11 protein-coding genes are annotated in these 13,863 nt (G+C 50.2%); all 11 read right to left on the bottom strand.

Annotation, left to right across the window (positions count from 1 at the left end; genetic code table 11):
* Window positions 1-7: 7 nt before the first annotated feature.
* On the bottom strand, window positions 8-970 hold the full coding sequence (locus AC3WRW_RS10650; protein ID WP_492546284.1) for a Gfo/Idh/MocA family protein: 963 nt from the start codon (window positions 968-970) through the stop codon (window positions 8-10).
* Window positions 971-1,053: 83 nt separating this feature from the next.
* Window positions 1,054-2,628: an extracellular solute-binding protein gene (locus AC3WRW_RS10645; RefSeq protein WP_492546283.1), complete on the bottom strand. Its 1,575-nt coding sequence runs from the start codon at window positions 2,626-2,628 to the stop codon at window positions 1,054-1,056.
* Window positions 2,629-2,786: 158 nt separating this feature from the next.
* Window positions 2,787-3,656 carry a carbohydrate ABC transporter permease gene (locus AC3WRW_RS10640; protein ID WP_492546282.1) on the bottom strand — a complete coding sequence of 290 codons (870 nt, stop codon included), beginning with the start codon at window positions 3,654-3,656 and terminating at the stop codon, window positions 2,787-2,789.
* A 30-nt stretch (window positions 3,657-3,686) separates the two neighbouring features.
* Window positions 3,687-4,643 carry an ABC transporter permease gene (locus tag AC3WRW_RS10635; protein ID WP_492546281.1) on the bottom strand — a complete coding sequence of 319 codons (957 nt, stop codon included), beginning with the start codon at window positions 4,641-4,643 and terminating at the stop codon, window positions 3,687-3,689.
* Between the two features lie 100 nt (window positions 4,644-4,743).
* Window positions 4,744-5,955 carry a glucuronate isomerase gene (locus AC3WRW_RS10630; protein WP_492546280.1) on the bottom strand — a complete coding sequence of 404 codons (1,212 nt, stop codon included), beginning with the start codon at window positions 5,953-5,955 and terminating at the stop codon, window positions 4,744-4,746.
* 39 nt (window positions 5,956-5,994) lie between these two features.
* Window positions 5,995-6,987 carry an aldo/keto reductase gene (locus AC3WRW_RS10625; protein WP_492546279.1) on the bottom strand — a complete coding sequence of 331 codons (993 nt, stop codon included), beginning with the start codon at window positions 6,985-6,987 and terminating at the stop codon, window positions 5,995-5,997.
* 18 nt (window positions 6,988-7,005) lie between these two features.
* Window positions 7,006-8,775, bottom strand: a complete 1,770-nt coding sequence (locus AC3WRW_RS10620) for a glycoside hydrolase family 36 protein (protein ID WP_492546278.1) — start codon at window positions 8,773-8,775, stop codon at window positions 7,006-7,008.
* A complete protein-coding gene (locus AC3WRW_RS10615; RefSeq protein ID WP_492546277.1) occupies window positions 8,772-9,146 on the bottom strand; it encodes a cupin domain-containing protein in 375 nt (124 codons plus the stop codon). The genes AC3WRW_RS10620 and AC3WRW_RS10615 overlap by 4 nt, the downstream gene beginning before the upstream one ends.
* Window positions 9,147-9,148: 2 nt before the next feature.
* Window positions 9,149-11,362: an alpha-galactosidase gene (locus AC3WRW_RS10610; protein WP_492546276.1), complete on the bottom strand. Its 2,214-nt coding sequence runs from the start codon at window positions 11,360-11,362 to the stop codon at window positions 9,149-9,151.
* 28 nt (window positions 11,363-11,390) lie between these two features.
* Complete coding sequence (locus tag AC3WRW_RS10605; protein ID WP_492546275.1) at window positions 11,391-12,785, bottom strand: family 4 glycosyl hydrolase; 1,395 nt, start codon at window positions 12,783-12,785, stop codon at window positions 11,391-11,393.
* Between the two features lie 219 nt (window positions 12,786-13,004).
* Window positions 13,005-13,808 (bottom strand): heparin lyase I family protein, encoded by an 804-nt coding sequence (locus AC3WRW_RS10600; RefSeq protein ID WP_492546274.1) that lies wholly within the window; start codon window positions 13,806-13,808, stop codon window positions 13,005-13,007.
* Window positions 13,809-13,863: the final 55 nt, after the last annotated feature.

Here is a 13,863-nt window from a genome sequence, read left to right as displayed (position 1 = left end):
CATTCATTTATAAAGTCGGAACCTCAATGAGACAAGTCTGACCGGACTCGCTAGCCAGTTTGGCGTAATGCACAAGCGCCTGCGTTTTCAAATAATCCCTGCCGCTTGTTTCCGCTTCGCGCCTCTCCTGCAGCGAAGCCACAAATTCGTCCAGCGTATCCGTTTCGTCCACACCGCTGTAATCTTCGATGGGCAGCGCCTGTCCATCCTTGATGACGCGAATTTCTTTATCGACGACTTCGATCGCTCCCTCGGTGCCTTCGATTCGCCAATTTCCGCTCCATGGCGTTTCGGTCCCTCTGGCTGAGATAGATGCGCTGTACGACGCCGTAATCCCGTTATCCATTACATAGAACGCGTAGGCATTAATGACGGCGCCTTCCTGTTCCCACGCATTAAGCGGATTATACAGCCTGGCCTGCACCGATTTTCCTTCTCTTCCGCTAAAATAACGAAGCAAGTCCACATGATGAACGCCGATGTCATCCAAGATACTGACGGTATATTTCCTTTGCACATTGTGGTATCTGTAAAACTGTATATCCAAAGAAGACAAGCTGCCGATAACGCCTTCGTCCAGAAGCTGCTTTGTCTTACGGATATACGGCATCCTGCGATAATTTTCTGCAATCATAAAAGGCAGCTTTTCCCGCTCTGCCCGGGCGACGATTTCAATGGATTCCTCATAGTCAAAAGAAATCGGCTTTTCGCACAAAACAGCCAGCTTACGGTCAAATGCCGCGTGATTCACCGCCGTGTGCATCATTGGCGAAGTCACGTTAACAAGGAAATCCGCCTGTTCATGCTGCAAGGCTTCCTCTAGCGAAGTATAGAAGGGAAAAGGATCTTCCCCCATCTTCGCTTTCATCGCCACATCCACCTCAACTACAGCTGCCAATAATCCACGGTCTCGCAAACGTTTATACCAACTAAATCCCGCAGCGCCCAAACCAACCAATATCGCTTTCAACTGCTGATCCCCTCTCCATCGTTTTGAAAAAAGTATCCTTCAGCAGCTTGCCTCGCTGTAAGGATACTTTCTACATTCAACTGCTATTTAATATCGATCATAACCGCGCCTTGCTTCTTGTTCCAGCGCTCTGTCGCTTCTTTAATAATCTCAGTGCCGCCTTTGGCCTTATACTCTTCGATCACTTTTGGCCAATCGGAGATAGGCTCTTTGCCGTAAATCATTTTGATCATGTGATCCACAATGATTTTGGGACCAACGTCGGGTTGCGGAGCCGCTAGATCAGGGAATTTGGAGAACGTGCTCAAATCCGGATAAAATCCGATGCCTGACAGCCCTTCCTTCGTCAATACCTCATCGAATGCTTTCAAGGTCGCTTTGCCGTCCTCGTTCAGCAGCAGTCTTGGTTTATTGTAAGTGGAGTCATGCACCGCCCACAAAGTTCCGCTGCGGAAGCCTTCTTCGTCGGTCTCTTCCTTCGTCGTCGGGAATTTATAATTGATGTTTCCGCTGCCGTCCTTGGTGTAGGTATCCCCTTCAATTCCGAAGGTGAAGAACGTTTCGGCTTCCGGCGACACCATCCAGTCGAACATTTTAACGATGTTTGCCGCCGTTTCTGGCTTCACATTTTTGTTGATGAAGAAGGTACGGATGACCGGCGCATAGTAGAAGTATCCGCCCTTGCCTTCCGGTCCTTTCGGCGATGCAATAATATCAACCTTGGACCCCGGTACGGCTTGCAGAATTTTCGTGCGGTACCCCGGCAAGCCCGAAGCGTTCTGCGACCAAATCCCCGCTTTGCCCGATTCGATATTTTTGGAAAAATCGGTGGAGGAAATCGTAGCGAATTCCTTTGGAATCAAGCCTTCGTCATACATCGTTTTGTATGTAGTAAGAGCTTTCTGAACATTTTCCACATCGAAAAATTTCGGGACAACCTGACCGTCTACCAGCTCAAATTGATCCTTGTAAGGCAGTACATCGTACGCTCCCAAAATAACGTCCGCATACTTGAAGTTTTCTCTCATTTGATAAGGATTTTCTACACCAAGCTTCTTGAACGCCCGCAGCACGTTAAGAAATTCATCCACCGTTTTCGGCGGTTGAAGTCCTGTTTTTTCCAGAAGATCCGTACGAATGTACGTAGATCGGCGGGACGGATTGCTCAGAAATTCAGGAACCCCATAAATTTTGCCGTTATAGGAAACGCTGTCCCAAGCCGACTTAGGAATCACTTTAAGCAAATTCGGAGCATTCTGTTTCAGCAGATCGTCCAGCGGCATAAATACGCCGTTTTCCACGGAACCGGACATTGATTTGCTGCCGGGGCCGCCGATGCTGCCGACAACATCGGGAATATCGTTGCTTGCGAACATAACGCCGAATTTGGCATCCTCCATCACTTTGACGTCCAAATCCGTGTTCGTTAACTGCTCAAGCTTCAGCACCCATTTGTCCTTGTTCAAATCCGGCACGCGGGTATGATAGCCCGTACTTACCGTCGTTGGAAAAAGGATAGAGAATTTCGTCGGTTCTTTCTTCGTACTTGCAGACGGCTGCGATGATGCTTTTTCAGTTGCTTTCTCATCTGTCGAACAAGCCGTGAGCGCAGATGCTGTCAGGATGACAGCCAGAGTGAGACTGATCGTTTTTTTCATACTGCCCCTTCTTTCCCCATTAGTTTGCAAGCGGTTTCAACGTTCTGAACTTATCATACGCGATTATGTTTTATTTTCTAAATGTGTAAATTTAAGGAGGCCTGTCATTTTATACGATTGCTAAGCGGTTCGCTTGTGACAACAACTCAGACGTGTTTTTAAGACTTGACCGATCCTACCATCATACCTTGAATAAAGTGCTTTTGCAGGAACGGATAGACAAAAAGTATCGGAACCGTCGCGATGACAATGACCGCCATCTTAATGCCTTCCGGTGAAAGAAAGAGCATTAGCTCAGACGTTAAGTCCGATTGGCCAAACTGATCCGTGAAAACAATTTCCCGCAACCTGACCTGCAGCGGAATCAAGTTTCGGTGATCGATGTAAAAAACAGCTTCGGCATAACGGTTCCAATGTCCTACTGCGTACATGATGCCCATGGTCGCCATGGCAGGTTTGGAAAGCGGCAGCACGATGTTCCACAATATGCGAAACTCTCCGCATCCGTCCATTCTGCCTGAATCCAGCAGCTCAACCGGAAGATTTAGAAAAAACGAACGCATGACAAATAAATTAAAAGCGCTTATCGCCATCGGGAGCATTAACGCCCAAAGCGTATTGAGCAGACCCAATTGTTTGACCAGCAAATAATTCGGAATTAACGGCGCGCTGAAAATCAGCGTAAACAGCACCATGATCAGAATCGTTTTACGAAACAAATATTCAGGCCGAGATAACGGATAAGCCAGCGTTGTTGTCATGAACAAATTAATGAACGTACCGCATACGGTAATAATAACGCTGTTTCGAAACCCAAGCCAAATCGTCGGATCTTGCAGAATCAGCTTATAGCTTCCCAATGTAAAACCAACCGGCCACAACGATACATGCCCTGCGTTAATCGCAACGTTGTTGCTTAAAGATTGCGCAATAATATGGATAAGGGGGAGCACCATACTCAGTCCGATAGCCCCTAGCAAAATAACATTAAAGAAATTGAAAATTTTATGGCCTCTTGTCATAATCATAGCGGGTTGCCTCCTTTCGTATCCGTGACATCAATACAAGCCTTCGCCCGTCATCTTTTTGCTGAATGTGTTGCTGATCATAATTAAGGCTAAACCTACAACCGATTTGAACAACCCAATGGCCGTTGTATAGCTGTATTGACGGTCTACAAGTCCTGCACGGTATACAAACGTATCGATAATTTCCCCATTTTCGTTGTTAAGCGGATTAAGGAAGACAAATACGCGTTCGAAGCCAAAGTCAAGGAAGTTTCCGATATGGAGCAGGAACAAAATGACAATGGTCGGCAGAATCGTCGGAATCGTGATGGAAAACACTTGCCTGATGCGACTGGCGCCATCGATTTGAGCCGCTTCATACAGATCGGGATTAATCCCCGCAATCGCAGCCAAATAGATGATCGTTCCCCAACCGCTGTCTTTCCAAATCCCGGAGGAGATGAGGATCGTACGGATGTACTCATTTTCCCCTAAAAAGTAAATCGGGTCGATACCGAACAAGCCGAGAAGATGATTGACGATTCCCGTGGAAGGCGACAGCACGCCGACAACAACCCCGCCGACAATGACCCACGATAGAAAGTGCGGCATATAGACCACTGTTTGCACGATTCGTTTGTAAGCCATAACCCGTATTTCATTGATCAGAAGGGCCAGTATAATGGGAACGGGAAAGGCAAAAAGGAGATCGTAGACTCCGATCAAAATCGTATTTTTCAAAATCTGCAAAAACTCCGTATACTGAAACATGCGATGGAAATTTTCCAGGCCGACCCACGGACTCCCTTTAATTCCTTTGAAGATGTTGTAGTTTTGAAAAGCAATGACAGAACCGAATAACGGAATATATTTAAACAGCAAGAAATAAATAATTCCCGGTAATGAAATGACATAAATCGGCCAATGTTTTCGCACAAAAGCCCATTTCTGACTCTGCGATGAGAAATCGTAAACCGTTCGATCGGATGACTGAATTTTACTGGCCATTTTCTCCTCCCCTTCATGTGTGCAGCATTCATCTACTCTTTTATCTTACAAGGGTTGGCCGTATGCAGCGATGGCGTAACTTATAGCGGTTTGTGTTTTTTTACGATCGAAAGGGTTCCTCAAGGCCATACCGCTTCGCAGCGCTTCGGTACAGCCAGTTCTCTGCAATTCGAATAGCCGCATCGTGATCGATCCAACCCGCTTCGATTTGGTTCCATAGAAATTCGCTCACCAATCGCTTGATCACGACAATTTTACCGTAGCTCCACTCCATGCAACGGGCGTCAGACACGATCAGCGAGCTTTTGATGGCCGGAAGCGCTTCCAGCCTATACTGCATGCTGTCACGGTACGTGCTCGCCCGAAAGTTAAACCACCAATGTCCGCCTACGTGTACATTCGGAAAGTTCCATGCCGCTTGCACGATATCAAGATTATTAAGCTCTGAAGCCACGACAAGCTCAAACGGACAGGCATACGTTTCGAATAAGGCAGACAGCTTCAAGATACGGGCCGGATCGTTAACCGGGGTGGCGGTTCCGCACCAGGAGCGTTCCACGCCTAGAAACAATTGAAGGAGCAGCCCTCTCTGTTCAGCCGCCGCACCGATCTCGTGCAGAAGCATCATGAGAATCTCATCTTTGGTGCTCCCCTGCCCGATGACAACCTTTCGGTTGGCGCTAGCTTCATAACCCGGCAGAGTCGTCATGATGCCTATGATGCCGTCCTCTTGGTACGCGTCCAATAACTGCGCCAATTTCAGACGCGTTTGCGCAAATGCGGCAGCCGGGTTATGCGACGATTCGATCTCCTTGACCCACGTGCCTATTAGCCCGTCAATACGCGGGATCAGAATGGCATTCTGCCTCATGCCTTGAAACTTCGCATGCTCCGGTATATTCACGACGAATCGGCGCGCTTGCATGCGGTCCGCTACCTCCTGTGCCCAGTCGCCCCTTTGAGCGGACTGTTTGACGGCAGCAATGGCTTCCAACACCGAAGCCTTGTCGGTCATCGCAATGCCGTAGAGATCTTTGAAAATGTGGGTGAACGCTATGTTCATCAAGGTGCTTCTAGTCTCGTGGTAAGCCTCCAGAAACGCATCGATCCGCAAATCCTCCGGAAGCTCCATCGCGCCAGCCGGATAGCCCGCTGCCTGCATCTCGCGAAACAGCCAGAAATAATGAGCGATTTCCCAAAAATCGCTGGCAGCGAGGCGATCCCCCACCAGATGGGTGTGTGTGTCCAAAACCTGCAGCTGCATTATATGCGCTGCGAACGTTTCCTTACTGCGCTGTATCCCGCTGTTCATCCCTGATTCCTCCCACTGCGGCAACGATATCCCGATCGTTTACCCTGCCAGAATTTGATCGATTAGAGCTAATTCGTCTTCTGCAAAATGCAGCTGGTTCAAAGCCGCCGCATTATCCTCCAATTGCTTCACTTTACTTACACCAATTAAAGCAGAGGTAACATGTCCTTTGCGAAGAACCCATGCCAAAGCCATTTGGGCCAGACTTTGCCCGCGTTCCTGCGCCAGCACATTCAACAGGCGGGACTTTGCGATTTTCTCCTCTGTAATGTCTTCAGGTCTCAGAAATACGCTGCCGCCTGCTGCACGGGAGTCCGCTGGAATGTTCTCCAGGTAACGGTCGGTGAGCAGCCCTCTGGCTAAGGGACTATAAGCGATCGTACCAACGCCCTCTTTGGCCAGCACATCCTGCAGCCCTTGCTCCAATCGTCTTTCGAACATCGAATAGTGGACTTGATGGATGACGAACGGCGTTCCGAGGCTTTTCAAAATACGGGCGGCCTGCTCCGTCTGCTCCGCATTATAGTTGGACACGCCCACATACAGCGCTTTCCCTTGACGTACAGCTTGATCCAGAGCGCCCATCGTTTCTTCGAGCGGAGTTTCGGCATCAAAGCGGTGCGAATAATAGATATCGACATAATCCATGCCTAGCCGCTTCAAGCTTTGATCGAGGCTGGACAGCATGCTTTTGCGGGAGCCTCGTTCTCCGTAAGGACCGTCCCACATGCGGTAGCCCGCTTTCGTGGCGACGATGAGCTCATCACGGTACGGGAGCAGATCTTTTTTCATAATATGGCCGAAAATTTCTTCCGCGGAACCTGCCGGCGGCCCGTAATTGTTCGCAAGATCGAAATGCGTGATCCCCAAATCAAACGCGTGCCGCGCCAAAGCTCTGCTGTTCTCAAATGTATCTACGCCGCCAAAGTTATGCCATAAGCCGAGCGAAATCGGCGGCAGCTTAAGCCCGCTTTTTCCTGTTCGAGAATAAGTCATTCCCGTATATCGTTGTTCGTCAGCCAAATAGTTCATGAAAGGTACCTCCTAGATTTATGAAAAAATTAGTGTTGCAACGCCGGAGGCCGGAATCGGCAGCTTATGCAAGCCGGCCGCAAGCCGGGCAGACAGCTCCTCCACGATCTCCCCTGTGCAGGATCTAATGACGATCTTAACTGCCGCAGCACAAGACATCTCCAGGTAAAGTCCATCCTGTCTTCTGCCGTTCACTATCATCCACTGAGACACAGCCGTGTCTACGGGCACAATCCTTTCATGGTAAGCGACAGCGATCCCTTGGTTCCCTTTAACGGAACGTACGAGCGGGTATAACAGCTCCGGATTCAGCGGTTCCAAGGCGCCATTCAGAAGCAGGTCCCTGTTCTCTTTCCAAAAAGCAAGCCAGAAGGCCAGCATCGACAAATGATCGGCTGGCAGCTTATCCAGCAGGACGGATATTTGCGGCACGGAGAACAGGCCATTGATCAGCTGGAGTGCGGCGCTTTCCACCGGTTCCTCCGGATGCCACATGATCATATCCGCGTGAGCGGCCGTATGCCCGCAGATCAGCCGGATATCGAGCGTCCGTACCCGGTTCTGGATACTGTCGTTCGGGCAATCCGATGCCCGGAACATATTGCCGTACTTGCGCATCGCCGGCCCCACATACATTTGGCGGAATTCGATCATGATATCGGGCTTCAATTGTCTCAGCCTGCCGATCGAGTCCGTTAAGAGACGGTCGACGGCAGCCGGTACCGACTCATAATCCTTCCCTTCGACCGTCGAGGGGAGCTGCCCCTCCGGCGAATAAAACGTATCGATGAAATCAAGCTTAAATCCGTCTAAGTCCCATTCCTTGACCGCTTCTTCATATTTCTGAATGATATATTCCCGGACATCCGGGTATCTCGGGTCGAGTACGCCAGCCCCGTGATTTTCATTAAACCGCAAAATCTTATCTTTGAAACGATCCCATACTTCACTGTATTTGCCGATAAAAGGCACCGAGTACCAGAGGATAAACTTCATGCCCAGGCGATGGACCGCCTCCACATGTCTTTTCATATCGGGGAATTTCCCCTCATAGGCCTCCCAATCGCCGCAGTACGCATACCCTCTGCGGTTATCCTCGGTCTGCCAGCCGTCATCTACGATAACAGCCTCCATTCCGAGCTTCTTAGCCAGAAAGCACTGCTCTTCGATGTGTGCAGCCGTGACGTTCTGGTGCATGCTGTACCAAGTCGAGTACATCGGCTCCTTGGCTGCAGCAGGAACGAACGCAGGACGATATGCGGGCATTGCGCTCCACCACTCCTGCACGCCTTGCAAGCTCTCATAATAAGGAATGTCTCTCGTGTCCACGAGAAGCTGGGCTTCATAAGCTTGGAAAGGCGCAGTCGCTTCCGCAAACAATTGAACCCGGCAGTGAAAATCAGCCGTTTCCTCGCTAATGCCTCCCGAGTAATGAACGGTATTCAGCCCATCCGAATAAGCGAATGTCAGCCTATTGCGACCGACACTGTTAAACAAAGCGTATACAGGGGCCGAAGCAGCTGCATTGGATCGCAAGGTGCGCATCCAGTCCGCTTTAAAGCTTTTATTCCGGTCTTGCGCAGGATGCCAGCTGGCCTGAATGTCGCATGCGGGATGCGACCAGCGGAGCGTGAAAACAGGAGGTATCGAAGCCTGGGCAGCTTCCAAGCGCAGCGTAATTAGATCAAGCCCTTCCTGAAGCTTTTCTGCGGTAAGAGTGGCAGTGAAAGGATGATCTTCTCCGGCTAACGTAAAGGTGTGGGTATCCGTCGTTATTTGCTTGTTCATACGGACTCCTCCTGCTGCTGATTCTTATGGCGGCTGGGGCCTGCATGGCACCACACCGTCACAATGGGATCCTCCTCGCTCGAATTCAGATGGTGATCCTCTCCCGGCTCGACAATCACGATATCCCCGGTTACAACAGGAATATGGCTCCCATTGATCTCCATCGTCCCCGTCCCTTGCAAAATGATGAATGCTTCGCAGTCCCCGTGGATATGATAGTCTCTGCCATCGGGTCCGTCATTCGTGTGGCTGCGCTCTCCCCGTTTGGCAAAAGAAAGACCGCCTGAAGACAAATAATCGCCCGGTAACACCCCCTGCAAAATATGACCGTGCTTGGTATCCTTCAGCTCGCTCAGACGCAGCTTTATCATCGCTACTCCTCCATTTTCAAACGGTAAAGGCGGCTTCGGAAATCGCCTTTCCAGATCGGTAAATTCAGTCCTATATGCATTAATTCGTCGCCTCCGAAGCAGGCCGCTTCCATCTCGTCAGGTGCATCTGCCTCGTACAAATGATAGTTGCCTCCTGCCTCCAAGCCCTTCAGTCTCAGCTTCTTAAGCGGAGCATTCGGCTCAGCCAGCACTTGAAAATAAGCGACCAGCGCTTCCTTCCGGTCTTCTGACACAAACATCCATGCGGCGTCAACACCTTGAAAAGGACTGCTGAGCCGGTAAAAATCTCCGAATTGAATCAGTGGACGCAGCTGCTTATAAAGCGCAACTTGACGCTTCACCGCTTCCTTTTCCATCTCTGTAAAAGCCGTCAAATCCAGCTCGTAGCCGAAATTGCCCGACATGGCCGCATGTCCCCGCATCTCCAGAGGCGTCGTCCGATGCACTTGATGATTCGGAATCGCGGAAACGTGCGCTCCCATCGCGCTGACCGGATATACGATGCTTGTGCCATATTGAATTTTCAATCGTTCCACGGCATCCGTATTGTCACTCGTCCATGTCTGCGGCATGTAGTAGAGCATGCCGGGATCAAACCGCCCGCCGCCGCCGGAGCAGCTTTCGAACAGCACGTTCGGGAATGCGGACGTTATCCGCTCCATCACCTCGTAGAGACCAAGCATATAGCGGTGAGCCGTCTCCCGCTGACGCTCCGGCGGAAGGTGAGCGGAGCCGATTTCCGTCATATTGCGGTTCATATCCCATTTGACATAGGCGATAGGGCAGCTTGCAAGAATATCCGTCATGACCGTAACGATGTAATCCCTCACATCCTCACGTGAATAATCAAGCACCAGCTGCTGCCTTGCTTCCGTCCTGCGCCGTCCGGGCACGTGCAGACACCAGTCGGGATGAGCCCGGTACAAGTCGCTGTCAGGAGATACCATTTCCGGTTCAAACCATAGACCGAAAGCCAGATCGTGCCGATTCACACGGCTAACCAAGTCCGGCAAGCCCTCAGGCAGTTTGTTGCGGTCGACGAACCAATCTCCGAGTGAGCTTTTATCATTGTCCCGCTTGCCGAACCAGCCGTCGTCCAGAACGAGAAGCTCTAAACCGAGCTCCTTTCCGGCCTTGGCAAGCGCTTCGATTTTATCCGCGTTGAAGTTGAAATAGGTCGCTTCCCAATTGTTGATGAGAATCGGTCTGTGACGGTCCCGAAACTCCCCACGGCATAGCCGTGTGCGGTACAGCTTATGATACGTGCGCGACATCCCGCCAATACCTTCCGCCGAGAAAACAAGGACCGCCTCGGGCGATTGGAACGATTGTCCCGCCTCCAACAGCCAACAAAAATCGAATGCGTTGATCCCCATCACGACACGGGTTGTTCCGTAAGGATCTACCTCCGCTTGTGCCGCAAAACTTCCGCTATACACAAGACTGAAGCCATAGACCTCTCCTTGATCTTCATCCGCCTGCTTGGACAGCAGCGCCATAAACGGGTTAAGCGAATGGCTGCTGCTTCCCCGGCGGCTCTCAATCACAGACCCGCCTGTTGCAATAGGACGTCTTTCGATATGACGCTCGCGCGCCCATGTGCCCGACAAGTGCAACATATCGAAGTCGGAATGGGGCAGATCAATGCCGAAGCTTAAGGCTCTAAGCAGCTTCAAGGAGCGATTCCCGGTGTTGATGAACCGAACGGACCGGGAAACCGCATCATGCTCCCGGAATACCGTATAGGTAAGAACGGCTTTCAGACCGATCGCTGCATCCGCCAGAACGATATCGAGGCTCTCCGCTTCGCTGTCGTCTTCCACATAAGTAGCCGGCAGCCCCTCCAACCGCGGTTTGCCCGCGTAGATCCGGTGAGATTCATAAATAAGCTCGCTGACGGTCGTTCCGTCATCCACTTGAACTTGATACGCCGGCACGCGAAAATCACTGCCCCCGTACGCCGGAAATTCCTGCGGCAGCGTGTCTAGCGACAGCGCTAAGTCGTTCGGGTCCGTAGACGGGGAAAATGAGCAGCGGCGCCGAATAGCGAGCAAGCCCCCAAGATTGCTTCCGCGCACCTGCCGTCCCCAATGAACGTGCGCCAAATATTTGGATTTAACCAACTGCATCACATAGCTGGATGACTTCCCCTGAAGATGGAAGATTTGCGACTTCGGATCATAACTAATCCCCATATCCCGCAGCTCCTTTCTTTGCATTTAATTAGATGTTCCATCCCGGCAAATACGCTTTCGTATTCTGCAGCATCCGATCGAACAGCGCCTCAGCCTGCTTCACATCGATATTCACAAGCGGATCGTTCACGAACGCATTGAACGCTAATGCTTTATCCTTTTGAAGCGCAGCTTTTAAAATGAGTTCCTGATTCCCCGTATGCTGCAGCACCAAGTTGTTAACAGCAAGCGGAAGCTCTCCTGCATAGACAGGGCGCAAACTGTTCGCTGAAAATACAGCGTTCGTCTCGACAACAGCTCCGAGTGGAATGCCCTTCATTTGCCCCACGTTCGGAACGTTGACATTGGTCACAAAAGTTTGCAGACCGATCAAACCTTTGAGCTGTCTCACTTCTTCCTCTCCCGACGCCTTCAGCGGCAATTTCTCCTCTCCGCTCAGCAGCTTGCCGTAATAAAGCTCAGTGGCAGCGTGCTTCTCGACACGGCTTGCGACCGTCGTTAATCCAAATTTCCAAAAACGGACCGTTTCCGGGTCTTTCATATACCAAGGAGGCATAAACTCTGCCAAATGGCGATCTCCTGCTGCCGCAATAATGCCATAGCGCCGGAACAAATCGAACTTCACACGGTTGGCGGCTGTGTATGTGTTCGTCATCCAGGCATCTTTGTTGTGCTCAAAGCCTGATTCATAGTACTTATCGACAAACTTCCGGTACATGGGAAGCAAATCCATCTGTTGATACGTGGCTTGATCAATCCATGTAAAATGATTAATGCCCAGCACATTCACCTTCACATCGTCCCGTTGAACACCTTCCAAGCCTTCCATGTCACGCAGCATGCGAATCAAAAGCCCTTGTGTGCCAAAAATTTCATGGCAGCAGCCCAGCGCCTTGATGTTAGGAAAAACTTCGTAGAGCGTCCGCGTGCAGAGCGCCATCGGGTTTGTATAATTAAACACCCAGGCATCCGGCGAAAAGCGCTCAATAGCCTGAGCAATTTCTACGTACATAGGAATCGTCCGCAGTGCCCTAACCAGCCCCCCAGGTCCGGTAGTATCGCCTACCGCTTGGTAAATGCCATATTTCTCCGGCTCATGAACATCCGATTGCATCTCGCGGAACGTTCCGGGAAGTATCGAAATGAACACAAAATCACACCCGCTTAACGCCTCCTTCAGCGATGGATAAGCCTTATATGTCCATTTGGACTTGACTTCGGCATATTCGGAAACCGAGTTGCCTAGTTTCTCGTTATTTTGAGCCTTGGCATAATCCAGGTCATACAACCGGATTGTCCCAGACAGCTGCTCATCCAGCGCCAGATCGGCAATCAGATTTTTCGCCCAGTACATAGAGCCTCCGCCAATATAAGCAATTTGTATCTCGCTGACTTTCCCGCGATGAGTCCCTTCGACATGCATTCGCTACAAGTATAGAAAACAATTCCTTTTTGAGGGATGGCAAAAATTTAGCGGGGTTGTGATTTTTTACACTTTTTATCTGTATAGCCGCCCCTGCTAGGACAAAAATTCCGTACTTTCCCCTCCACAATGCCAAGCGCCACCCTTCGTTCACGGTGTTTCATGATGCAAAAAGCGTTCACTCAAAGAGTGAACGCCATCCAAAAAATCAACATGCCGTTATTTTGTGATTTGGAAATTGGCAAACTGAATTTTTGCTTCCGGCATATCCGTATAAATCTTACGGTAAATACCCCATTTGGGACGATTGATAGTGGCTCCTTCTCTCCAATTATCCTTCGTGCCGCTATAGGACATCAGCACGGTACCGTCCAATTTTTTGAGAGTCATAGTAATCGCTCCGCTATCCGTATGTTTCACCGTAACGGATGCTTCCACCCATTGGCCGTCGATGTTGGAGAAAGAAGTTTGGGCTAACGTTTCTACTTGATCCATGGTTGCTCCGATCGGGCTATGCCTGAATTTCAGGTACCCTCCTTCCAATGAAAAAGTCAAAATCGGCGCACCATCATCGCCGTCTTGAGCCTTAAGCTGAAAAATATGATGGAAATTCCCTGCCGGAGGCATCGGATAGGGACTAACCGCTCTAAACTGCCATTTGTATGTCGTTGTCTGCCCGTTCGTTGCCGTTACATTGCTAGGTGAGCTCTTGTATGCTTTAACCTCAATACGCTGCCTGTCGGTATTGCTGCCGTCTAATACAGCGGTATCCGAAGAAGTGCCTGCCTTGAATTGAAACACATTGCCTACATGCGTAGAAGTAGATTCATACAAGTGTCCCGAATCCGTGGGGCCATCGATCGGATCCGGTCCGAAATATTGCTGGAAAATGGCAAGCGCACTCAACCCTGTATTGGGACCATCGGAGTTAATGGTAACCGTGGCTGCATATACGGTTGTTGCAACGGCAATCGTAGACAGGAGCGTTACGCTGGCTACCATCATTTTGAAATTTTTTTTCATCACATACTTTCCTCCTTATCAACCCTAAGTTTACTGACATTGCACGGGTCGTTTA

Source organism: Paenibacillus sp. FW126-R14 (assembly GCF_058789495.1).
This window is presented reverse-complemented; position numbering and strand designations above follow the sequence as displayed.